Source organism: Enterovibrio sp. QJM3NY_24, assembly GCF_057786035.1.
Genome location: NZ_CM173519.1, coordinates 2,217,396 through 2,239,188, shown reverse-complemented (window position 1 = coordinate 2,239,188; position 21,793 = coordinate 2,217,396). Strand labels below are relative to the sequence as shown.

The 21,793-nt window shown below is 46.1% G+C and carries 24 protein-coding genes; 18 read left to right on the top strand and 6 right to left on the bottom strand.

Translation table 11 applies throughout. The features are described 5' to 3' along the window. Positions 1-17: 17 nt before the first annotated feature. The gene (locus tag AC3CIC_RS09770; protein ID WP_488514476.1) at positions 18-602 is read right to left on the bottom strand and encodes a Maf family protein; all 585 of its coding nucleotides are present in this window, start codon (positions 600-602) and stop codon (positions 18-20) included. A 236-nt stretch (positions 603-838) separates the two neighbouring features. On the opposite strand from AC3CIC_RS09770, the gene yceD reads away from it, so the two are divergent. The 13 genes from yceD (at position 839) to AC3CIC_RS09705 (ending at position 11,338) form a co-directional block, all read left to right on the top strand. Then, the gene (gene yceD, locus AC3CIC_RS09765; protein WP_488514475.1) at positions 839-1,369 is read left to right on the top strand and encodes a 23S rRNA accumulation protein YceD; all 531 of its coding nucleotides are present in this window, start codon (positions 839-841) and stop codon (positions 1,367-1,369) included. 5 nt (positions 1,370-1,374) lie between these two features. Continuing rightward, complete coding sequence (gene rpmF, locus AC3CIC_RS09760) at positions 1,375-1,545, top strand: 50S ribosomal protein L32 (RefSeq protein ID WP_016961383.1); 171 nt, start codon at positions 1,375-1,377, stop codon at positions 1,543-1,545. Between the two features lie 9 nt (positions 1,546-1,554). Next, positions 1,555-2,580, top strand: coding sequence for a phosphate acyltransferase PlsX (plsX, locus tag AC3CIC_RS09755; RefSeq protein WP_017007496.1), 1,026 nt, complete (start codon positions 1,555-1,557; stop codon positions 2,578-2,580). 5 nt (positions 2,581-2,585) lie between these two features. Next, the gene (locus AC3CIC_RS09750) at positions 2,586-3,551 is read left to right on the top strand and encodes a beta-ketoacyl-ACP synthase III (RefSeq protein ID WP_488514474.1); all 966 of its coding nucleotides are present in this window, start codon (positions 2,586-2,588) and stop codon (positions 3,549-3,551) included. Positions 3,552-3,564: 13 nt separating this feature from the next. Continuing rightward, positions 3,565-4,488 (top strand): ACP S-malonyltransferase, encoded by a 924-nt coding sequence (gene fabD, locus AC3CIC_RS09745; protein ID WP_017004107.1) that lies wholly within the window; start codon positions 3,565-3,567, stop codon positions 4,486-4,488. 60 nt (positions 4,489-4,548) lie between these two features. Next, positions 4,549-5,283 (top strand): 3-oxoacyl-ACP reductase FabG, encoded by a 735-nt coding sequence (fabG, locus tag AC3CIC_RS09740; protein ID WP_016961387.1) that lies wholly within the window; start codon positions 4,549-4,551, stop codon positions 5,281-5,283. 157 nt (positions 5,284-5,440) lie between these two features. Then, on the top strand, positions 5,441-5,677 hold the full coding sequence (acpP, locus tag AC3CIC_RS09735) for an acyl carrier protein (RefSeq protein WP_016961388.1): 237 nt from the start codon (positions 5,441-5,443) through the stop codon (positions 5,675-5,677). Positions 5,678-5,773: 96 nt separating this feature from the next. Beyond that, positions 5,774-7,012, top strand: coding sequence for a beta-ketoacyl-ACP synthase II (gene fabF, locus AC3CIC_RS09730; RefSeq protein ID WP_016961389.1), 1,239 nt, complete (start codon positions 5,774-5,776; stop codon positions 7,010-7,012). Between the two features lie 200 nt (positions 7,013-7,212). Next, positions 7,213-7,896, top strand: a complete 684-nt coding sequence (pabC, locus tag AC3CIC_RS09725) for an aminodeoxychorismate lyase (protein ID WP_488514473.1) — start codon at positions 7,213-7,215, stop codon at positions 7,894-7,896. Further along, entirely contained in the window at positions 7,893-8,906 is a 1,014-nt protein-coding gene (mltG, locus tag AC3CIC_RS09720; RefSeq protein WP_016961391.1) for an endolytic transglycosylase MltG, read from the top strand. Before pabC ends, mltG begins: the two co-directional genes overlap by 4 nt. Beyond that, positions 8,903-9,538, top strand: a complete 636-nt coding sequence (gene tmk, locus AC3CIC_RS09715) for a dTMP kinase (protein ID WP_016961392.1) — start codon at positions 8,903-8,905, stop codon at positions 9,536-9,538. The genes mltG and tmk overlap by 4 nt, the downstream gene beginning before the upstream one ends. Then, entirely contained in the window at positions 9,528-10,493 is a 966-nt protein-coding gene (gene holB / locus AC3CIC_RS09710; protein ID WP_488514472.1) for a DNA polymerase III subunit delta', read from the top strand. The genes tmk and holB overlap by 11 nt, the downstream gene beginning before the upstream one ends. A 68-nt stretch (positions 10,494-10,561) precedes the next feature. After that, positions 10,562-11,338 carry a TatD family hydrolase gene (locus tag AC3CIC_RS09705; protein WP_394210040.1) on the top strand — a complete coding sequence of 259 codons (777 nt, stop codon included), beginning with the start codon at positions 10,562-10,564 and terminating at the stop codon, positions 11,336-11,338. 63 nt (positions 11,339-11,401) lie between these two features. Here the strand turns inward: AC3CIC_RS09705 and AC3CIC_RS09700 are convergent, their stop codons facing one another. After that, positions 11,402-11,839, bottom strand: coding sequence for a hypothetical protein (locus AC3CIC_RS09700; RefSeq protein ID WP_488514471.1), 438 nt, complete (start codon positions 11,837-11,839; stop codon positions 11,402-11,404). Between the two features lie 62 nt (positions 11,840-11,901). Beyond that, positions 11,902-14,160, bottom strand: coding sequence for a M16 family metallopeptidase (locus AC3CIC_RS09695; RefSeq protein WP_488514470.1), 2,259 nt, complete (start codon positions 14,158-14,160; stop codon positions 11,902-11,904). 444 nt (positions 14,161-14,604) lie between these two features. Here AC3CIC_RS09695 and ptsG point away from each other — a divergent pair, with 444 nt between their 5' ends. After that, positions 14,605-16,038, top strand: a complete 1,434-nt coding sequence (ptsG, locus tag AC3CIC_RS09690) for a PTS glucose transporter subunit IIBC (protein ID WP_016961396.1) — start codon at positions 14,605-14,607, stop codon at positions 16,036-16,038. 97 nt (positions 16,039-16,135) lie between these two features. On the opposite strand, the gene AC3CIC_RS09685 is transcribed toward ptsG, so the two are convergent. Together AC3CIC_RS09685 and AC3CIC_RS09680 are read right to left on the bottom strand one after the other, a co-directional pair. Continuing rightward, the gene (locus AC3CIC_RS09685) at positions 16,136-17,035 is read right to left on the bottom strand and encodes a LysO family transporter (protein WP_016961398.1); all 900 of its coding nucleotides are present in this window, start codon (positions 17,033-17,035) and stop codon (positions 16,136-16,138) included. Between the two features lie 92 nt (positions 17,036-17,127). Next, complete coding sequence (locus AC3CIC_RS09680; protein WP_488514469.1) at positions 17,128-18,048, bottom strand: HDOD domain-containing protein; 921 nt, start codon at positions 18,046-18,048, stop codon at positions 17,128-17,130. 448 nt (positions 18,049-18,496) lie between these two features. Here AC3CIC_RS09680 and AC3CIC_RS09675 point away from each other — a divergent pair, with 448 nt between their 5' ends. From AC3CIC_RS09675 to AC3CIC_RS09660, 4 genes are all read left to right on the top strand, one after another. After that, positions 18,497-19,081 (top strand): TfoX/Sxy family DNA transformation protein, encoded by a 585-nt coding sequence (locus tag AC3CIC_RS09675; protein ID WP_394210050.1) that lies wholly within the window; start codon positions 18,497-18,499, stop codon positions 19,079-19,081. Between the two features lie 109 nt (positions 19,082-19,190). Beyond that, positions 19,191-20,150, top strand: coding sequence for a DNA-binding transcriptional regulator DsdC (gene dsdC / locus AC3CIC_RS09670; RefSeq protein ID WP_488514468.1), 960 nt, complete (start codon positions 19,191-19,193; stop codon positions 20,148-20,150). A 79-nt stretch (positions 20,151-20,229) separates the two neighbouring features. After that, positions 20,230-20,718, top strand: coding sequence for a TetR/AcrR family transcriptional regulator (locus AC3CIC_RS09665; RefSeq protein ID WP_488514467.1), 489 nt, complete (start codon positions 20,230-20,232; stop codon positions 20,716-20,718). Beyond that, positions 20,718-21,110 carry a hypothetical protein gene (locus AC3CIC_RS09660; protein WP_488514466.1) on the top strand — a complete coding sequence of 131 codons (393 nt, stop codon included), beginning with the start codon at positions 20,718-20,720 and terminating at the stop codon, positions 21,108-21,110. The genes AC3CIC_RS09665 and AC3CIC_RS09660 overlap by 1 nt, the downstream gene beginning before the upstream one ends. Before the next feature lie 51 nt (positions 21,111-21,161). Here the strand turns inward: AC3CIC_RS09660 and AC3CIC_RS09655 are convergent, their stop codons facing one another. After that, positions 21,162-21,719 (bottom strand): outer membrane beta-barrel protein, encoded by a 558-nt coding sequence (locus tag AC3CIC_RS09655; RefSeq protein ID WP_488514465.1) that lies wholly within the window; start codon positions 21,717-21,719, stop codon positions 21,162-21,164. Positions 21,720-21,793: the final 74 nt, after the last annotated feature.

Here is a 21,793-nt window from a genome sequence, read left to right as displayed (position 1 = left end):
AAGAAATAAGCCTCATGCTAGAGAATGCTAATACCTTCTTCTTTCAACATTTCACACAGCCTAATCAAGGGTAAACCCACCAAAGTGTTGGGATCCCTTCCTTCTAATCGAGTGAACAACGCAATGCCTAAACTCTCGCATTTAAAACTGCCTGCGCAGTCGAGAGGTTGCTCTTTCTGCACATAGTTTTCAATTTCACTGTCAGTTAACGTTCGAAAATGCACGTGAAAAGGCTCAACATCCGTCTGTGTGTGACCACTTTTGACATTGAGTAGGGTGAGGCCTGTATAAAAGGTAACATGTTTGCCTGAGGCCGCTTTTAGTTGTTCAACAGCACGTGCATGCGTGTGAGGTTTCCCGAGGATCCTTCCGTCGATCACACAGACTTGATCGGATCCTATGATGAGTGCTTCAGGATAAACGTCACGACAGGCGAGGGCTTTTTCATAGGACAAGCGCTTGACCAATTCAGTGGGGGGTTCATCAGCGAAAGCAGCTTCATCGATGTCAGGTGAATGTGATTTGAATGGAATGCGGAGTTTTTCAAGCAGCATTTGGCGGTATTTAGAGCCAGATGCCAGCACGACTGTTTGATTATTCATCTAACGGTGCACCTTTGTCAGATTATTCGTATACGGCGGTCAGTGTAATGTTTTACACTTGCGTAGGCGAGTGGACATGCGTTGTTTGCGTCCATTCTGGTATTAATTTCGCTAAGTACCTGTTGCACAGAAATTAACCTTTCCTGAATTATTGTGGCTTTTTTTGTCATCTATATGGAAGTTAAGGTACAAATCTCTTTGACTCGGGATACTTTGGAGGCTAGAATTCGCGCCCTATGCAGAAGGTAAAGCTACCACTGACGGTTGATCCGTTTAAGAATGCGCAAAAGCGGCTGGACTATGATGGCATCATCACAGGAAAGCAACTCGAGCGTCTTGCTGAGGCAACTGAAGGTGTGATTAGTGATGCTAATGTAAAGCTTTCGTTTGACATTGATGCTCAAGGTCTGAAGATTGTAAGCGGTAACGCCAAGGTCGATGTAACTCTTGAATGTCAGCGTTGTTGGAAGCCTTTCTCGCATCACTGTGATATCGAATTTATTTACAGCCCGGTTTTCAATGATGATCAGGTTGGCAATTTACCGGAAGCTTATGAGCCGGCATTAGTCGACGAAAATGGTGAGATTAACCTGCTTCACCTCATCGAAGATGAGTTGATGGTGGCATTGCCACAGGTTGCCATGCACGATGAGGTTGACTGCGAAGTCACCGCTGATGGTATGGTTTTCGGGGAAATCCCGCTTGCTGATGAGCGTCCGAATCCATTTGCCGTTTTGAAGAACTTAAAGCAAAGTAACGAGGAGTAGGGTCAATGGCCGTACAAAAGAGCAAGAAATCACGTTCAATGCGTGGTATGCGTCGTTCACACGATGCGCTAACTACTAGTGCACTGTCTGTAGATGCAACTTCTGGTGAAACTCACCTGCGTCACAATGTGACTGCTGACGGTTTCTACCGTGGCCGCAAGGTAATCAACAAGTAAGGTTGAGCCTTGTCTGGTCTAACCATTGCACTTGATGCGATGGGTGGGGACTTCGGTCCTCAGATAACAGTGCCTGCCTCCGTGCAGGCATTGTTGTATTTCCCTTCGTTAAAAGTCGTACTCGTCGGTGATCACGCTGAGATCACTCGCCAGCTTACATTGCTGGGTCAAAATAATGCCTCCCGCATATCAATTGTTCATGCGGAATCTTCTATTGCCAATGACACACGTCCTTCGCAAGCACTTCGTGCGAGCAAAGGTACCTCTATGCGTGTCGCTCTCGAACTTGTCGCTGAAGGCAAGGCCGATGCTTGCGTCAGTGCTGGAAATACCGGTGCCTTGATGGCGCTTTCCCGCATGTTACTGAAATTACTTCCTGGTATAGACAGACCTGCTTTGGTATCAGAGCTCCCAACGATTGGAAGCCATAAAAGCTGGTTGCTCGATCTGGGCGCAAATGTGTCCGTGGATGCTGATACCTTGTTTCAGTTTGCCGTGATGGGATCGGTCCTTGCTGAAGAGCAGCTAGGCTATAAACCGTCAGTGGCGTTGTTGAACATTGGTGAAGAAGAAATAAAAGGCAACGATTTAGTTAAGCGCTGTTCAGAAATGTTACAACAGTGCTCGGCGGTCAATTACATCGGTTATGTAGAGGGTGATCAACTTTATACAGGTAAGGCCGACGTGATTGTCTGCGATGGATTTGTCGGTAATGTCAGCCTGAAAACCAGTGAAGGTGTCGCCAGATTATTTTTAGAAAGTCTAAAAATGCATATACTGGTGAACCCAATTAAGAAACTGGTGGCTAAATGGTTATTCGGTAGCCTATTTAAAGCGCTAAATAACCTGAACCCCGACCAGTACAATGGTGCAAGTCTGTTAGGATTGCGCGGCATTGTAGTGAAAAGCCACGGACGTGCTGATATATCCGCTTTCCAACACGCTATCGGAGAAGCGGTACACGAAGTCGAACGGCAACTACCTAGAAAAATATGTGACCGTTTGGAAGCCGTACTACTCGAGAGGCAATATTAGTCGTCATGTTTAGTAAGATTTTAGGCACAGGCAGTTATTTGCCTGAGCAAATCCGTTCGAATGCGGATCTCGAAAAAATGGTTGATACCAGTAATGAGTGGATCATGGCTCGTACTGGTATTAAAGAGCGCCGTATTGCTGCTGAAGATGAATCAGTGGCAACTATGGGTTATCACGCTGCCTGTCGTGCCATTGAAATGGCAAATATTGACAAGCAAGACATTGATTTAATTATCTTTGCCACAACCAGTGGTGAAAATGCGTTTCCATCATCGGCCTGTGATGTTCAGGCAATGTTGGAGATCAGCGGTTGCCCTGCATTTGATATTGCTGCCGCCTGTTCTGGTTTTGTTTACGCGTTGAGTGTTGCAGACCAGTACGTGAAATCAGGCATGGCGCGTAATGCATTGGTGATTGGTGCTGATCGTCTTTCGCACAAGTGTGATCCGACTGATCGTTCTACCATTATCCTGTTTGGTGATGGTGCCGGTGCCGCTATTGTGAGCGCAAGTGATGAACCAGGCATTATTTCAACGCATCTTCGTGCAGATGGTAAGTTTGGTGAATTGCTGAAATTGAAATATCCAGCACGTGATATTGCGAGCAACCCTACTGCGCAAGATGCGTGGTTGGAAATGGCGGGCAATGACGTGTTCAAAGTCGCTGTCAATCAACTTGCCAATATCGTGTCTGAAACGCTTGATGAAAATCAAATGGATAAATCAGAGATTGATTGGCTTGTGCCACACCAAGCAAACTTTCGCATTATCAAAGCTACCGCGAAGAAACTCGCAATGTCGATGGATCAGGTAGTGATTACTCTAGATAGACACGGCAATACGTCAGCCGCTTCTGTTCCTACTGCGCTCGATGAAGCAGTACGAGACGGACGCATTCAGCGCGGCCAAACGATTTTGCTGGAAGCCTTTGGCGGTGGTTTCGCCTGGGGCTCTGCACTGATTAAATTTTAATAAGGAAAACGTTATGTCTAACTTTGCTGTGGTTTTTCCAGGCCAAGGTTCACAGGCTGTGGGTATGTTGGCAGCACTGGCAGAGCAATTTGCGGTAGTTAAAGAAACCTTCGCTGAAGCATCTGGCGTACTTGGCTACGATTTGTGGGAATTGGTTCAAAACGGACCTGACACCGATCTAAACCAAACCAATCGTACTCAGCCGGCATTGCTGACAGCCTCTGTTGCAATCTGGCGTGTCTGGCTGGAACAAGGTGGTGCGCAACCATCTGTCATGGCAGGTCATAGCCTTGGTGAATACTCAGCATTGGTATGTGCGGGCGTTATCGATTTCAAACAAGCGGTAAAGTTGGTTGAACTTCGTGGCGAGTTGATGCAAGAAGCAGTTCCAGCGGGTGTGGGCGCAATGTCTGCCATCATCGGCTTGGACAATGACGCGATTGCGAAAGCGTGTGAAGATGCTGCACAAGGTCAAGTCGTGTCACCGGTTAACTTTAACTCTCCGGGTCAGGTTGTTATCGCTGGTAATAAAGAAGCGGTGGAACGAGCGAACGTACTGTGTAAAGACGCGGGTGCTAAACGTGCGCTTCCTTTGCCCGTTTCTGTTCCTTCACATTGTGCGCTGATGAAGCCTGCTGCTGATAAACTTGCAGTTGCACTTGAAAGCATTGACTTCTCTGCGCCATCGATTCCTGTCATTAACAATGCTGACGTTGCTGCTGAAACTGATCCTGCTGCGATTAAACGCGCACTAGTTCATCAGCTATACGGTCCTGTTCGTTGGACTGAAAGTGTTGAGAAGATGGCTGGTCAAGGCGTAGCGCTGCTGTTGGAAATGGGGCCAGGTAAAGTATTGACCGGTCTAGCAAAACGTATCGATCGCAACCTAAATGCGGCGGCGGTAAATGATCCAGCATCGCTGGAAGCCGCGAAGTAATTTCTAGGAATTGCGGGAAGTGTTAAATCGCTAACCGCTGTTATAAAGGAACGAAAACTCATGAACCTGAATGGAAAAATTGCTCTTGTAACGGGCGCAAGTCGCGGGATTGGGCGTGCTATCGCTGAACTTCTCGTGGAACGTGGTGCGACGGTCGTAGGTACTGCCACTTCTGAGAGCGGTGCCGCAGCAATCAGCGATTATCTGGGTGAAAATGGCAAAGGTTTCGCACTGAATGTGACATCAGCAGAATCTGTTGGCGATGTGTTGAAAGCGATTAAAGAAGAGTTTGGCGACATTGATATTCTGGTAAATAACGCAGGTATCACTCGCGATAACCTTCTGATGCGTATGAAAGATGACGAGTGGCAGGACATTATGGACACCAACTTGACGTCTATCTTCCGCATGTCAAAAGCAGTACTGCGTGCAATGATGAAAAAGCGTAATGGCCGAATCATCAACGTGGGTTCTGTTGTTGGTACCATGGGCAATGCAGGACAAGCGAATTACTCAGCGGCAAAAGCTGGAGTTGTGGGTTTCACCAAATCTCTGGCACGTGAAGTTGCATCGCGCGGAATTACCGTAAATACTGTTGCTCCAGGTTTCATCGAAACCGATATGACAAAAGCGCTGAACGATGATCAGCGTGCAGCAACACTTGCTCAAGTACCTGCTGGACGATTGGGTGACCCACGTGAAATTGCTGCCACAGTCGCATTCCTTGCGTCTGCGGATGCAGCATATATCACAGGTGAGACACTTCATGTTAACGGCGGCATGTACATGATTTAAACATTAAAGTTGCAACACTAAATGATACAGGTCAAACTCCGGCTGTTTATCGAGCATATCGTGGTTTGACCAGCATATAGGGTGTTGCAAAGTCCACATTATTGAATAAACTACTGCACATATCGCATCTGCGAATCTTGTAAGGAATAGTATTAATATGAGCAACATCGAAGAACGCGTTAAAAAAATCATCATTGAGCAATTGGGCGTAGACGAAGCTGAAGTTAAAAACGAAGCATCTTTCGTAGACGACCTAGGTGCAGACTCACTGGACACAGTTGAGTTGGTAATGGCTCTGGAAGAAGAATTCGATACCGAGATTCCAGACGAAGAAGCAGAGAAGATCACTACCGTCCAAGCAGCGATTGATTACGTTGTAGGCGCGTCTGAGTAATCAGAACAAGATCCTTCCAGGCGGTCACTTGACCGCCTGAGTTTTTTCTAAGACCCCGAAAATTTCAAATAACACCTTTTCTCGGAGAATATCATCGTGTCTAAGCGTCGTGTTGTAGTCACTGGCATGGGGATGTTATCACCTGTAGGTAACACCGTTGAATCTTCTTGGAAAGCCTTGCTGGCTGGCCAAAGCGGTATTCAAACCATCCAACATTTCGATACCACTGGTTTCGCAACCCAATTTGCTGGGATGGTGAATGATTTCAACTGTGAAGATTACATCTCTAAGAAAGATGCCAAAAAAATGGATTTGTTTATCCAGTACGGTATCGCTGCAAGTGTGCAAGCACTTGAAGATTCAGGTTTAGAAGTCACAGAAGAGAATGCAGAGCGCATTGGTGTTGCCATCGGCTCTGGTATTGGTGGCCTTGGCTTAATTGAGTCCAACCACCGTGCGTATGTCGCAAAAGGCCCACGCAAAATTAGTCCATTTTTTGTACCGTCGACCATCGTTAATATGATCGCCGGTCACGTTTCAATTAATTACGGTCTTCGCGGTCCAAACATCGCGATTTCAACGGCTTGTACTACTGGACTTCACAACATCGGTCACGCTGCCCGTATGATTGCATATGGTGATGTTGACGCAATGGTTGCCGGTGGTGCAGAAAAAGCCTCTACAGAGCTAGGTATCGGTGGTTTCGCCGCGGCTAAAGCACTGTCTACCCGTAATGATGATCCACAGTCGGCATCACGCCCGTGGGATAAAGACCGTGACGGTTTTGTTCTGGGTGATGGTGCTGGTGTGATCGTTCTTGAAGAATACGAGTTTGCTAAAGCACGTGGCGCGAAAATCTACTGTGAATTAGTCGGTTTTGGTATGAGCGGAGACGCGTACCACATGACGTCGCCAAGTGCAGACGGTTCAGGCGGTGCGCTGGCAATGAAAGCAGCGATCCGCGATGCAGGCATCACACCGGAAGATATCGGTTACATTAACGCGCATGGTACGTCTACTCCAGCGGGGGATGTGGCTGAAACCAAAGGCATTCGTTTAGCAATGGGTGCAGCGGCTGACAAAACTATGGTGTCTTCGACTAAGTCGATGACCGGTCACTTGTTGGGTGCTGCGGGCTCTGCTGAATCTATCTTTACCATCATGTCTTTGGTTGATCAGGCGGTAGCGCCAACGATTAACCTCGATAATCTTGATGAAGGTTGTGATCTTGATTACGTTCCTCACGAAGCACGCCAAGTGAACATGGAGTATGCACTCTGTAACTCTTTCGGCTTTGGTGGCACAAATGGCTCGTTAATCTTCAAAAAAATGTAAGTTTTTTTGATAGACTAGAACGGCTCGATAGTTGATATCGGGCCGTTTTTTTATCTGCATTTCAAGGATGAACGATGATCCTGCTCAACGGACAAGCTTCTGATCACCTGCCGTTGTCGGATAGGGGGCTGCAATATGGTGATGGATGTTATACCACCATGCTGTCAAACCACGGCGTGTTGCGTTCATGACCACTTCATTTGGCGCGTTTGACGTCAAATACTGAAACGCTCGGTATTCAAGGCATAGATTGGGATTTGCTGACCGCTTGGGCTGAATCAGTCTCGCTTTCTCAGAAGGATAAGGCAGAGGCGATCGTTAAAATATTGATCACGCGCGGTAGCGGCGGGCGAGGATACAGCCCTCAAGGCTGCCAAACCCCAAATGTTGTCGTATCGACCCATCCTTACCCTGCGCATTATGAACAATGGCGTGAAAAGGGTATTCAGATGGGAATGTTGCAGCAGCGTCTTGGTTTGTCGCCTCTTGCTGGTCTAAAACACCTTAATCGGCTTGAGCAAGTGTTGATTAAGCAAGAAGTCGACGCTTTAGGTCTTGATGACGGCGTGGTTTGCGATCTCAATGGCAAGTTGATTGAAACGTCTGCGTCTAATTTATTTTGGCGAAGAGGCGATAACTTGTTTACGCCTGAGCTTTCGTTGTCGGGCGTTGAAGGTACAATGCGCGCAGAAGTGATCAACGCGGCGCCCGGAGAAGGGTTTCACGTCAGTATTGTTTCTGCTGAACCAGACGTGCTTATCGATGCAGATGAAATATTTATAACCAATGCAGTGATGGGATTAGTGCCTGTTCGTTGTGTAGAAAAAACATTCTACAGCAGTTTTTTAGCATGTAGAGCAATTACCTTGAGGTTGAGTGCGTGATAAAAAAAATCGCCCTGATTTTATTGTTTTTCGTTGTAGCTGCAATGGGCGGCGCATATTGGGTGCATGGTCAAATTGAAAGCTATGTGAATGAGCCCATTGAAATTGAACAAAGCCAATTGATCAAAGTACCAGAAGGCTCAAACTACCACTCTTTCACGCGTAAGCTTGTCTCAGAAGGCGTTATTCCAAGCTCTCAGTGGGCACGTTGGGCAGCAAAAACACATCCGGAACTGACGCGACTAAAAGCGGGTACCTATCAAATTCAGCCGGGTATGACATTAGCTGATGTGTTTGTTGTAGCGCGTTCAGCCAAAGAGCACCAATTTGCGATTACCTTTGTTGAGGGCAGTACGTTTAAAGAATGGCGTAAGCAGTTAGCTGAAACCCCTCAAATTACGCATGACACCGCGGACATGTCAGAAGCTGACATTGCTAAAGCATTGGGTGTGAACGTTGATAAACTTGAAGGGCTGCTGCTACCTGAAACCTACCATTATGTGGCGGGTGAAAGTGATATGGCGCTCCTGAAACGTGCATCAAGCCAGCTTCAAAATGCGTTACAACAAGCATGGGAAACACGTGAAGAAGGCCTACCGATTAAATCGGAGTATGATTTATTAACGCTGGCGTCGATCATTGAAAAAGAAACGGCAGTAGACCGAGAGCGTGAAAAGGTGGCGTCTGTATTCGTTAACCGATTAAACAAGGGTATGCGACTACAAACGGACCCAACAGTGATTTACGGTATGGGCGATAAGTATGATGGCAATATTCGCAAGAAAGATTTGCGCACGCCAACGCCTTACAACACATATACGATTAACGGATTGCCACCTACACCGATTGCGATGCCGGGTAAGGCGTCCATTATTGCTGCCGCTAATCCATCGGATACCCCGTATTTTTATTTTGTTGCCGATGGTCTCGGCGGACACACGTTTTCTAGAACGCTCGCGGAACATAACCGTGCAGTAAGACAGTATCTCAAGATATTAAGAGCCCAATGAATAACGGAAAATTTATCGTCGTAGAAGGTTTGGAAGGTGCGGGGAAAACTACCGCTATCCATAACGTGATTGAAACCCTGAAAGACTGTGGGATTTCAGATATTGAAACAACGCGCGAACCCGGCGGTACGCCGTTGGCTGAGCAAATGCGTGCGCTGGTCAAAGAAGGGCACCCTGATGAGCCTTTGACGGACATGGCTGAGCTGTTGTTGCTCTATGCGGCACGGATTCAATTGGTCGACAATGTCATTAAGCCTGCGTTGACACGCGGCGCTTATGTAGTGGGTGATCGCCATGATATGTCTTCGCAAGCCTATCAAGGTGGTGGTCGTGGCTTTGATAAAGCCTTGATGCAAAACCTGCGTGATACCGTGCTTGGGGACTTTCGTCCAGATTTTACCTTATACATGGATCTCGATCCTGCGATTGGCCTTTCTCGTGCTAAAGCACGTGGAGAACTCGATCGCATTGAAAAAATGCAACTTGATTTCTTCCACCGTACTCGTGAGCGTTACTTAGAAATGGCGAATGCTGATGACAGTGTTGTGATTATCGACGCATCACAGTCGATTGAAAACGTCACTAAAGACATTCGCAATGCATTAGAAACGTGGCTGAATCATGCAGGCTAACCTGTATCCTTGGCATCAAGAGCTATGGCAAAACTGGCAACACTTACTGGGTCAAGATCGCCTGCACCATGCAGTATTGCTGAGCGCCCCGAAAGGGAGTGGTAAGTTAGCGCTTGCCGCCACGCTCGCAAAAACGATTTTGTGTAAAAATGGCGTGACCGAACCTTGCGGTGTTTGTCATAGCTGCCAGTTATTTGATGCCGACACCCATCCTGATTTCCATTGGCTAAAGCCAGAAGCGGAAGGCAAACAGTTGGGCGTCGATGCGGTTCGAGCGGGAAACAAGTATGCGTGGGAAACGTCGCAACTTGGCGGTGAACGCGTCATCTTGGTTCAAAACGCAGACAGTATGGGTGAAGCTGCTGCGAATGCGCTACTCAAAACCCTCGAAGAACCGCCTACAAGCTGCCACTTTATCTTGCTTTGCGAGTCCATGGACAGCATGTTGCCTACAGTTGTCAGTCGTTGTAATAAATGGAAACCTAAACTGCCAGAAGAAGCGGTGGTGAAGCGTTGGGTTGAAAGTGGGTTGTTTGACTCTGTGCCTTTGCAGGTTATTCGCATCAACCGTGGCGCTCCTTTGGCGGCGAAAGCCTTTATAGAAAATGGCAACGTTGGTAAACACGAAGCCTTGCTGAGTGCTTTCGTTAGCTTTGTTTCTACACAACAAGGCTTATTTACGCTGACGGATCTGCTGGCGAAGGCCCAGAGAGATGGCTTGAACTGGCTAAGCTTCTTATTGCTTGATGTGATGAAGACTCAGCAAGGGTCTCAAGAGGCTATTGTGCATTGTGATTCAACCGCACAACTCAATGCCATTAGTAAGGCGGTTAACCCATCGAAGGTTACGTCTCAGTTGATGGCCTTAAACAAGTTGAAAGCTGAACTTACAAGACACACAGGGCTGAACAGTGAACTTCTCCTGAGTCGCTGGTTATCAGGCTTCAATGAATAAATTAATTTAGCGCGAAGATTACCGTATAATCCCGCGCTTCAATCATTTTGCTAACCGGAGAAAGTGACGTGCTAGTCGACTCGCATTGCCACCTCGACAAACTTAACTATGACGAATTACACACCGATGTTGCTGACGTGGTCGAAAAGGCCAAAGCGCGCGGTGTTGATTATTTACTGTCTGTCGGCGTGACGCTGAAAAGCTTCCCAAACATGATGGAGTTGATTCGCCCGTTTGATAACGTGTTTGCGTCTTGTGGGGTTCATCCGCTCGATATTGAAGAAGGCTTCGATTACGAGACCTTGAAACAATTGGCGTCTGATGACCGCGTTGTGGCTATTGGTGAAACGGGGTTGGATTACCACTATCAGCCAGAGTTAGCAGATAAACAAAAAGACGCTTTTCGTCAGCATGTACGTATTGCAGTAGAGTTGAATAAGCCCCTTATTATTCACACACGCATGGCCCGTGAAGACACGTTGCAAATACTGCGTGAAGAGAATGCTCAGAATGTGGGGGGTGTGCTCCACTGCTTTACTGAAAGTTTTGAGATGGCAGAAGCCGCGATTGAGCTGGGTTTCTATATCTCAATTTCAGGCATTGTAACGTTTAATAAAGCGTCCGAACTGAAAGACGTGGTGCGCCGTCTGCCGCTGGAAAAACTGCTGGTGGAGACAGATTCACCGTATTTGGCGCCGATCCCGTATCGCGGCAAAGAAAACCAACCTGCTTACGTGAAAGAAGTTGCTGACTATGTCGGTTTGCTGAAAGGCGTATCCGGTGAGGAAGTGGCGAAAGTCACCACAGAGAACTTCTTCAAATTGTTCTCTCAAGCGAAGCGATAGAGATACTGAAAGTTTGATTTTACAGATTGATAAAAAGAAGCCGGGCTGATGCCCGGCTTCTTTTTAGTTTGCTGAAGGCAAATTTGTTATCTCATAGCGAATGGCATTTTTACTCACGAAACCTGCCATATAGCTTTCTAACTCTTCTTTAGTAATGGCTTCCAGCATGGAGTCAGGGTTGATGACGGCTAAAGGATCTGAACCGTATAGCACGTAGTCAAACATCATTCTCGCTTGTTCTTTGGGGAGAATAAGTCCATCTTTCAGTGCTTGAGAAAGCTGGGCGACGGTGCTTGAGAACTCCTGTTCTGTAATGCCATCTCCTAACGAGTCAACGACCTGACCAATGCGATCTTTCGCCTGCTCGCGCTTGAGCAATGACACATTCGATACAAACATAAACATCTGCTGTTTTGCGCCATCAGGCCACATTACAAAGGAGTACGGTGAATAGTCCAAACTCGCCTCTTCGCGAATATCTTCAAGTAATCTTTGCGTCATAATACGGCCCGCCATATCGCCAATGAACCGATCGCGGGTTGTTTTGGCTGGGGCTGAATTTATCAATGCAGTAACAAACTCGACGTTATTACCGCGAGGCCGAAGGCGTAAACAATCTCAGTTTTCGATGTTTTAATGCCTAGGTCGTACTTCGGCTTGGGGGCTTTTTCATCAAACGTAATACCTGCGAGATATGTGCGTGCAAATGGCTTTAGCTCGTCTTCTGAGAGGTTACCTGCGATCACGATGGTTAGCCCTCGGTTAACCTGAAAAAGCTGTTGATAGGCATCTTTGACTTGTTCTACTGTGACTGCTTGATATTGTTCTGGATCGAAGCCATATCTCGGTGACGATGGCGAATATATGCTTTTGTTAAAAGAAAAGTACGACTTGCCATCGAGAGAATCATGGAATTGCTTTTGGTTGGCCACAAACGTCGCTTTGTGTTGTTCAAACTTTACTTTATCCACGGTTGCATGCTGATAGGCTTGATGAAGAGCCGCTAAAAGCACTGGCAAAGATTCTCGCGGTGCTTCCCCGTAAATACCATGCCTATTTTCATCAATCATGGGTTCTAAATAGCTTTTGTTTTTGACCATAAACCGATTGAAGTCAGTGGATGACATTCCACCTAATCCTGTCAGCGCGTAGGCGCCAGGTGACATATAAGCGGCAGGCCTTAATGTTTGGGGTAACGAAGCGATACCGCCTTGAGATCCGGCATAGAGGTAGACGGTGTCTCCGGCATCAGGCATATGTCTGAGATACACCGTGACATTGTTGCTCAACGTGAACTTGGTGGTATCCGGCGCAACGGATACCATCGCGGTAATATCGCCTTTTGTCTCAGGTTGAGGGAATGCGTCAATGGCGTCAGGGAGTATCAGTCGTTGGCCTTTGGCTTGGAAGGTGTCGTTAAAGGCTTTTAAATTAGCAGCAACTCGCTTGTTCGTGTTTCCATCTAGGGCTTGGTTGAACTCGAGTCCCGTAATGGGCTTAACGTCTTTTTTACCTAGCAGAAGACGCAACTGTTTGTTGAAGTATTCTTTGTCCGCAAGAGTGACATAGCGTTTAGAAAGTTCAGTGCGCTGAGCTTGAGAAAGCGTTTGAGTGTTGTTTATTAGGTTGTTCAATTTCTCGTCAGCAAAATCCCTCGCAGCCCAGTTTTCCTTCATATTTTGCTCGTTATTGGCAAAAGCGGTTTCTTGCGCATCGATTTCAAGTGAGCTGAGGCCGTGATCTCTGAGGGTAGCGAGTTCATGTGCTAGAAATGTCATCGCCGCGTCGCGATTGTTAGGTTCAAAAGCCACACTAATTGTTAGCTGGGGTAAACCAAGCCAATAAGCCGTCGAACTTGAAACGAATTGAACGGGGGCTTGTGTGTCTGATGCTCTGCCATTCAAGCGTGTGTTGATGGCGTTGGCAAGCATCACTTGATTGGCATATTGCTCAAAGTGAACACCTTCAGTTAACGCATTTTGTTCTGGTTTGAAAATGAGCGTGAAAGATGGGAATTCACTGTCGGCAGTGGTGATAGTGAGTGGTTCGGGATTAAATTGGGCGAGTTGACTGTTTCTATTGGTGTTCTCTTGGTTGGTCCAGCGACCAAATGTTGAGCGAATAAGCGTTTCTATGTTTGCTTTGTCAATATCACCGCTAATGACTAGCTCGGTGCGATTAGGTGTATAGTTGGCCTGATAGTAGTCTTGTAATCTTTCCGTGGAAATATTGGTTATCGACTCGCGAGAGCCAAGGACATTAACATTCCCTTCATAAGCATCTTCCGCTAATGCCATGTGGGCTTTGAAATTGATTGAACCTTTAGATGCCTCTTGTCGACGAAGTTCGCCGAGTACGACCCCTTTTTCTGCGTTGACCGCATCAGGAGAGAGGGTTAAGCCTGTGGAAATATCTTTGAACCAATCGAGCGCATGCGGCAAATGGCTGTTATCGGGCAAATCCAGCTTGTAGAACGTCCAATCATGATAAGTGAACGCATTGAGGTGTTGTCCAAAGTTGAGCCCAGCATCGCCAAACAGCTTAATGACATCGTTTTTTGGGAAGTTATCACTGCCATTGAATGCCATGTGTTCAAGAAAGTGAGCGTATCCTTTTTGGTCCTTATCTTCGTCGATTGAACCCGTGTGAACGAGAAGGCGGATGGAGACTGGCGCACCTTTTTGATTTCGTATGTGCACGTTCAAACCGTTTTCTAATGTTGTGTGCTGCCAAGATGTGTCAGGTGCGATCGGGTCGTTAAGCAGTGTTGTGTTGCATGCGACAATAAAAACAACGGGGAGCAATACAAATAGTCGTTTCATCACGTTGGTCTTTTCTCTTCCATAAGCAGTTCAACGTAATCTACACAATCGAATACATCGCAATCATGTTATTGGTCTGAAAATGCGACAGGCAAGTCTTAAAATCTGTGCAATACTATGTAACTAAGAGATAAAATTAAGCGTTATTTCGTTACATGAAATAACGTTCCTTCCTCGATCCCCTGGCACAAACCCACTTGGGTGTTAAGTACTCCATATTCATAAAAAATTAATTTTAATCAATGATTTAGATAGTATCAAAAATGCTATTATCTCAGTGTCTGATGTGATCTATATTTGGTTTCTGAATACCCATGTCATGTTACATAGAGTCTCTGTAACAGCAGGCCTATATTAATCAGCGAATAACATTGTTTCCGGGTTGTCGAGAGCTAGAATCGGATCTGAGTTCAAGCTCAACCCTACATATTTCAGGAGCTACATATGTTTAAAAACCTCTTTGCGAATATGCAAAAAGTCGGTAAGGCGCTGATGCTTCCAGTATCAGTTATGCCAGTCGCCGGTATTTTGTTAGGTGTTGGTGCTGCCGATTTCTCTTGGCTACCAAGTGTCGTTTCAACCATCATGATGAGTGCTGGTGACGCCGTTTTCGGTCACATGGGCCTTCTGTTTGCAGTCGGTGTTGCACTGGGTTTCACTAACAATGATGGTGTGGCAGGCCTTGCTGCTATTGTTGGTTACTACATCATGGTTAACACCCTAGGTGTTATGGGTGAAGTGTTCGGTGTAGGCGCGATTGAAACTGGCGTACTGGGTGGTATCCTTGCTGGTGGTGTTGCCGCATGGGCGTTCAACCGTTTCTTCCGTATTCAACTTCCAGATTACCTAGGCTTCTTCGCGGGTAAGCGCTCTGTACCCATTATTACTGGTTTTCTGAGCATATTCTTGGCAATTGGTCTGTCTTTCATCTGGCCACCAATCGGTGCGATGATCGCGTCTTTCTCTAACTGGGCATCCGTTCAAAATCCACAAGTGGCATTCGGTATCTATGGTCTGGTCGAGCGTTCACTTATCCCGTTTGGTTTGCACCACATCTGGAACGCACCATTCTTCTATGAAGCGGGTCAATGTGTGACGCCTGCTGGTGAAGCACGTACTGGTATCCTGACTTGCTATATGGTTGCTGATGAAGCAACACGTGCCGCAGGTAACGGCTTTGGTCAGTTGGCTGGCGGCTTCATGTTCAAGATGTTTGGCTTGCCTGCTGCTGCTATTGCAATGTGGCACACCGCAAAACCAGAAAACCGCGCGAAAGTGGGCGGTATCATGGTGTCTGCTGCGCTGACCTCATTCCTAACAGGTATTACAGAACCTATCGAGTTTGCATTCCTGTTCGTTGCGCCAGTGCTGTATGTTATCCACGCTATCCTTGCTGGTACTGCGTATGTCATCACTAACACCTTGGGTATGGTTCATGGCACGTCTTTCTCACACGGTTTGATTGACTTCGTTGTATTGTCTGCAAACTCTCAGAAAATGTGGTTGTTCCCGCTGCTGGGTATGATGTACGCCGTGTTCTACTACGTTGTATTCCGCGTTGCTATCGTGAAGCTGGATCTGAAAACGCCAGGTCGTGAAGATGATGATGAAGAAAAAACAGCGGCAGTTGGTGTTGGTTCTGATATGGCGAAAGAGTTGGTGATGGCGTTTGGTGGTAAAGAAAACATCACTAACTTAGACGCATGTATCACACGTTTGCGCGTTGCTGTAGCAAGTGTTGATGCTGTTGACCAAGACAGATTGAAGAAACTGGGTGCGGCAGGCGTAGTTATCGCTGGCGGCGGCGTTCAGGCAATCTTCGGTACTAAATCTGACAACTTGAAATCAGACATGGATGAGTGGATTCGCAATAATTAATATCAATCGTTATTCCCCCAACGTTTGATGATAAAAAGGAGAGCATTCGCTCTCCTTTTCTATTTCTTGTTCAGTTATTTCTTTTGTGCGCGACACACTATAGCGATACAAAAAATAGCATAAGTATGGGTACGAGAAGACTCAGGATAAAACCGCTGACAATCGCGATAGGAACGCATTTTACCCCACCTGTGGTTTGGATGATGGGTAGCGTGAAATCCATGGATGTTGCACCACCATAACCGATGGCGGTTAACGGATAACGGCCAATAAATATAGGAATAAGGATAATCGCGACAAGCTCACGAGTGAGCTCAAGTAAGAAAGATGCACCACCGTATACTGGACCGAGTGCATCACCCATCAAAATACCCGCCAAAGAATACCAACCAAAACCGGATGCCATAGCAAGACCATGATTGTAGGGAAGCTCGAGAAGCCATGCGGCAAGAAGACCACCCAATAGAGACGTGACAATGACGACCAAGGCAACACTGAGTCCTTTCTTGTTTAGAATTATTTGCTTGAGTGTCATACCGCTGTTTCGGAGCTGAATACCGATCAGGAAAAGCAATATTAGCAGGATACCTTCACTCGCAGGGTCAACCCAATCTAGGGGAATAGGAAGTAGAAGTCCTAGTATCAATCCGCCGCCAACGACAAATACAAGCTTCACAGATTCCATCACCATTTGTGAAAGTGGGATCGTTTGTTTGTGTTGTTCAGTTTTGGTTTTCAGAATGAAATCTAGGATTGGCAACGCCAGTAGATTAGCGACACCTATACAGAAAAAGAAGGTAACGCTAAGCAAAAGAATTTGATTTAAGTTGCTACTGAGATTATCCAAACCAGCCAGGCTCAGACCCATCAGACCTAGGATGACAAACACCAATCGAGACGTAGATCGATTGATGGTATCAAGCAATGAGGCACTTTTAATGGGGATTAAATAACCAACAACGAGTGGAAGGAAAATATAAAGCATGCCGGGGAGCATCGAGTTAAGACCTTATTGATAAAAAAGAAAACCGAGATGAGAGTATCAGTGGTCTTCCAACTAGGTCAATCTTTGTCCCGGCAAAGAGCGGCTTAAAAACCGCAGTTGTTAATAATACCACTCAACTGGTGACGAAAATCTGTTTCGTTCAGGTTGGATAGTTCATAAAGGGCTTCCGCACCTGCGAGGGTTATTTCAACGTCGTGATCATCAATGTCTTCATCATTCGCACGGAACATGAGCAAGTGATTGGCCATTTTTGCAACATCTAGATAGGTGATGTCTTCACCAGTTCGGCGAATGTGGCGATTTAAAGATACTTCAACAAAGTCTAAATCAAATCCCCAACTCTTAAGGATAAATCGACTGGCTTCTTTACTCACTGCGTAGAAAACGTGACTGGCAATATCAAAATCGAGGTAATTGCCTTCATTAGAGTACTGCTGATAAGCCTTTACAGCACTGTAGATACCAATGTCTGCGAGAAGCCCAATGAGTAGCGACTTTTCTACTTCAAGAGCAATCCCATCGTCATCGTAGTTTTTAACCTTCTGACATAGGAGAGCCATTGTAGAGGCAAATTCTCGCGACGCCTGTGCACTTTTCTTGAGCAGCCCATTACATTCAACGCTGAAGTGAGCATTGTTTTTCAATGATTGGATCGCATGTGCCGTGGCGATACCGAGAACGCGTTGAATGCCCAATCGAGAAACGGCCATATTGATATCATGGCATGGACGATTCGTTCTAGGACTAAAGACGGCAGAGTTTGCCGAGCGAATCACGGCAGCGGTAAGCGTTGCATCATCAAGGAGAAGTGTTGATACATCTCTGACTGTGGTATTCGGGGAGTTACATACTTGTTGGAGTTTGACTACCACATCGGGAATAGGGGGCAATGCTAACGTATCGTCTTTTAAAGAACGATAAACACGTTGGAAGAAATCAGTTTCTATAGCTTTGAGGTGCTTTTCACGGTTTGGGGTAACCCAAAATAACGATAGGTGATCCATTTTTTTAGACTCGAAAAAACGCTGTGTAAATAGTAGATCTCTTACGTTTTAATTGGAACACATATGTACATAAACTTGAACGAAAGATACCAATTGAACACGTACTGTCCAATAAATCTGTCACACCGGTAATTGACAATATTATTAGTGGTGAAAACGCAAGTTTAAGGACTGTCTCAAGACAAAACTTGAAGTGAATTAACGTTTGTAAGCTAATCTTGGTGCAATTGGTTGCACCAAATTGCGAGTTCAATAGCTCATTTAACATTGTGTATACATAAAAATTACACACCATAACCGTGACGAATGTTGCGTTTTTGCTACAGTGTGCCGTGGTAGGTGATCTGGTGCATGGTTTTCTATGCCTTTATGCGGCATCATTATTTCGCGTTGAGAAATTACAGAATGTTGGCCGAGGAATTGGCTGTTGGGGAGAAAGGAGGCACCTGTGCTTGAAGTTAAAAGTGGCTTTGTAGAGTACTTATCTCAGTTTGGCGAAACAGAGAAGCGCTCAATGTTTGGCGGAACCGGCTTTTTTGTGAGTGGTGCAATGTTTGCACTGGTTAAGGAAGAGCGTATTTACTTACGCGGTGGCGCAGACTTAACGGACGCGTTGTTGGCAAAAGAGTGTAAAAAGTTTGTCCATGTAAAGAAGAGTTCAACCGCGATTGTTAACTATTACGACATCACGGATCTCTATAATGCAGCGGATACAGGTTTAGACGCGATGGTAAAAAAGTCCGTAGTGAACTCTGTAGCAGAGAAAGAATACCGCGATTCCAAGCTAAACAAGCGTCTTCGTGATTTACCTAATCTGCGTTTGACCATTGAAAGAATGCTTAAAAAAGCAGGGATAGAAGATGTTGATACTTTCTTCTCCATGAGCCCTGAAGAATTGTTCCGAAAAGTGCAGGAAGCACACGGATACGATGTTGATATCAAGTTGCTGTGGATGTTTGCCGGCGCTCAATCGGGCGTTCATTACACTTTGTTAAGCGAAGAGACTAAACAAAACCTTCTTCGCGCAGTGTAATTTCACACCATTCTCACCCCAAAAAAGCTGCATTGTGCAGCTTTTTGTCTTTATGACATCGTTAACCATCCCCTATACGTCCATAGCCAATATTGCTACAGTCCCTTAAATGCGTATCAAAAACAGTGGCTTTGTCATGAAACTACCTGAGCTATCTTCCTCGTTGCTCGCAGGTCTGCACTGCTTTTCAATTGTCGCGGAAACAATGAGCTTTACTCGAGCAGCAGAGCGGCTCCATCTAACGCAAAGCGCTGTTAGCCATCGTATTAAAAAACTCGAGCAGCGTTTAGAGGTGTCGCTATTTATTCGACGTCCACGTCACCTGTCATTGACTAATGAGGGTGAGCAGCTAAAACAAGTGGTCGCAGAGCAATTTTCGGCTATTAGCCAAAAGTTATTGGAACTCAATCGAGCTAGACCATTTGGTGATTTCATCATTTCTGCGCCGCCGACTTTCGCGCAAAAATGGCTGGTGCCTCGACTTTCTCAATTCGCCGATACATTTCCAGATGTTACGCTCCATCTTAGAACTCGAAATGATTTGGTTGATTTCAAAGCCGAAGCTTTTGATTGTGCCATATATTTTGGTCATGGGCGTTACACTGGGCTAGCGACTCATCATCTACTTGATGACTTCATTGTGCCAGTTTGCAGCCCTGAATATGCAAAGAATCACAATCTTTATGACAATCCCCAGCAACTTGCTCAGTGCCAACTGCTTCATGATGCAGCCCCCTGGGCCAGCGCCAGTTTAAGTGACGAATGGCTTTACTGGGCCAATACCAATGGTGTTGAGTTAAATGGCACGAATCATAGTTTTGATCGCGCCGATCTTGCGTTAGAAGCAGCAACTTCAGGGATGGGGGTCGCCATCGGCCGTACCGCATATATTCAAGACTACTTGCACTCTGGTCGACTCGTGACGCCGATTGCGCAGTCGGTTAAGTCTCCCTTTAGTTTTTATCTGGTATACCGCGAAGAGCACGTGAACAATGCAAAGATTGTCGCGTTTAGGCAGTGGTTGCTTGAGCAACTCGAAAAGTCGACAAAATGTCGATTGAATTGTTAATGAGTTGGGTGTGTTTTCTGTCTATGTTAGTCATTAAAATATAAGATACGAAGTATGTTAACGCGGGCACAATGGACTGATGGCGAAAAATACCAAAGAAGGTGCACAGCAAACGGAAGCACTGATATATCAAACCATTATTGATATTTTTATGGAACATGGCTGGGATGCGGTCACCTATGGCAGTATTGCTAAGCGCACCGGATTAAGTCGAAGTGGTATCCAGCGTGTTGTTCCTACGAAGGAATCAATGACTGGAGCCTTTCAAGGGCAAGTATTCCACTATGTTGTTGGGTTGATTGACTCGACGTCACATCAAACAATTAAATCAACGTGGTGTGCTGCACTCCAAGAAGCAAAATTCATTCACTGTATTAAGTATTTTCTTGGCGCGACTGGTGCTGATTCTAGCGGCAAAGAAAAGGCGGCAGCGGCGTTGGAAAAACTGTTCGATTTATACGGTCAGAGCATTGTTATCGAGTTATTAGGTTTGTCTGTTGCTCATTTACTCGACGTGAATGTTGATTGGAATGAAAGTCCGAGCGGCCCAAACAAGGAAGAAGGTTAATGCGTTTACTAAAAGGGAATACCCCCTCAAAATTTATTGTCACAGGTTGTTTGTTTATCACAGTCAGCCTTGCGGGCTGCGCGATTAAGCAAAGCAAAGATGTGACTGTTTATCAGAGTCGCGGGGCTGTTCAGTGTGAGACGACTGGGAGTACCGCGCAAGAAAGTCGTGACAAACTCATGTCGATTGGCGTGAATGTTGAATCATCCCAATGTGCGAGATTAAATGATCTTATGTTTGCGAGTGTGTGTGGTGGTAAAACCGCGGACATTTTGGTTCACAGCGTAAACGCGAGAGACCTAAAAGTCGTGCAAGAGATGGGATTCACATTGGTCGGTGAGCTTGAGTCTGCAAAAAGTGAGACGGGTTATACAATTGTTCCGTGCGAGTAGAAACGTGAGATGAAAAAAGGCCTCATTGAGGCCTTTTTTGATGATGCTAACTTAGTATTTGAAACGTGTGGTGAACATGAATTGATCGCCATATGCTTCGTTAAAGCGAATCTGAGCACCAAGAGAGAACAATTCGGTTGCGTGGAAGCGACCAAAAACTGACCCGAAAATATCGTCATCGCTATCAATGGAGACGTGACCGAGTTCACCGCCTACTTCTAATTGTGGACCCAACCATTGACGCACACCTAGGTTAACTTCAACACCAAGTTCCGTGTCGTTGTCGAAACGGCCGCGTTGCTTCATGGTACGAAGGCCGAGTTCGCCATAGACGTCAGCCCAGTTGTTAACGGGCGCATGGAAACCAATAGCAGCAGTCGCATCGAAATCAGATTCGAACTCACTATCAATTTCTGCACGAATGTGTGCATTAGGGTGAATTGACGTGCTAAAACCAACGCCGTAGGTCACAGGGCTAATACCAACACGAGCTTCAAAGTAGTCGTAGCTGAAGTTGCTCATGCTGCCATCATTAGCAGCACTTGCGGCAGAGAATACAGCAGAAGAAGCTGCGGCCAGTAAAATACCAGCAATCTTGGTTTTGCGCATGAAAGGTCTCGTGATGAAAAAGGAGTTATGGTGTAGTTTAATAGAAGTCGCTTTTGCTAAACAACAGCATAGCG

Bases quoted from the DNA above. Each gene is read 5' to 3' on its own strand.
- AC3CIC_RS09770 (WP_488514476.1), bottom strand. From the start codon at position 602: ATGAATAATCAAACAGTCGTGCTGGCATCTGGCTCTAAATACCGCCAA.
- yceD (WP_488514475.1), top strand. From the start codon at position 839: ATGCAGAAGGTAAAGCTACCACTGACGGTTGATCCGTTTAAGAATGCG.
- rpmF (WP_016961383.1), top strand. From the start codon at position 1,375: ATGGCCGTACAAAAGAGCAAGAAATCACGTTCAATGCGTGGTATGCGT.
- AC3CIC_RS09750 (WP_488514474.1), top strand. From the start codon at position 2,586: ATGTTTAGTAAGATTTTAGGCACAGGCAGTTATTTGCCTGAGCAAATC.
- fabD (WP_017004107.1), top strand. From the start codon at position 3,565: ATGTCTAACTTTGCTGTGGTTTTTCCAGGCCAAGGTTCACAGGCTGTG.
- fabG (WP_016961387.1), top strand. From the start codon at position 4,549: ATGAACCTGAATGGAAAAATTGCTCTTGTAACGGGCGCAAGTCGCGGG.
- acpP (WP_016961388.1), top strand. From the start codon at position 5,441: ATGAGCAACATCGAAGAACGCGTTAAAAAAATCATCATTGAGCAATTG.
- tmk (WP_016961392.1), top strand. From the start codon at position 8,903: ATGAATAACGGAAAATTTATCGTCGTAGAAGGTTTGGAAGGTGCGGGG.
- holB (WP_488514472.1), top strand. From the start codon at position 9,528: ATGCAGGCTAACCTGTATCCTTGGCATCAAGAGCTATGGCAAAACTGG.
- AC3CIC_RS09700 (WP_488514471.1), bottom strand. From the start codon at position 11,839: ATGACGCAAAGATTACTTGAAGATATTCGCGAAGAGGCGAGTTTGGAC.
- AC3CIC_RS09695 (WP_488514470.1), bottom strand. From the start codon at position 14,160: ATGAAACGACTATTTGTATTGCTCCCCGTTGTTTTTATTGTCGCATGC.
- ptsG (WP_016961396.1), top strand. From the start codon at position 14,605: ATGTTTAAAAACCTCTTTGCGAATATGCAAAAAGTCGGTAAGGCGCTG.
- AC3CIC_RS09685 (WP_016961398.1), bottom strand. From the start codon at position 17,035: ATGCTCCCCGGCATGCTTTATATTTTCCTTCCACTCGTTGTTGGTTAT.
- AC3CIC_RS09680 (WP_488514469.1), bottom strand. From the start codon at position 18,048: ATGGATCACCTATCGTTATTTTGGGTTACCCCAAACCGTGAAAAGCAC.
- dsdC (WP_488514468.1), top strand. From the start codon at position 19,191: ATGCGTATCAAAAACAGTGGCTTTGTCATGAAACTACCTGAGCTATCT.
- AC3CIC_RS09665 (WP_488514467.1), top strand. From the start codon at position 20,230: ATGGCGAAAAATACCAAAGAAGGTGCACAGCAAACGGAAGCACTGATA.
- AC3CIC_RS09660 (WP_488514466.1), top strand. From the start codon at position 20,718: ATGCGTTTACTAAAAGGGAATACCCCCTCAAAATTTATTGTCACAGGT.
- AC3CIC_RS09655 (WP_488514465.1), bottom strand. From the start codon at position 21,719: ATGCGCAAAACCAAGATTGCTGGTATTTTACTGGCCGCAGCTTCTTCT.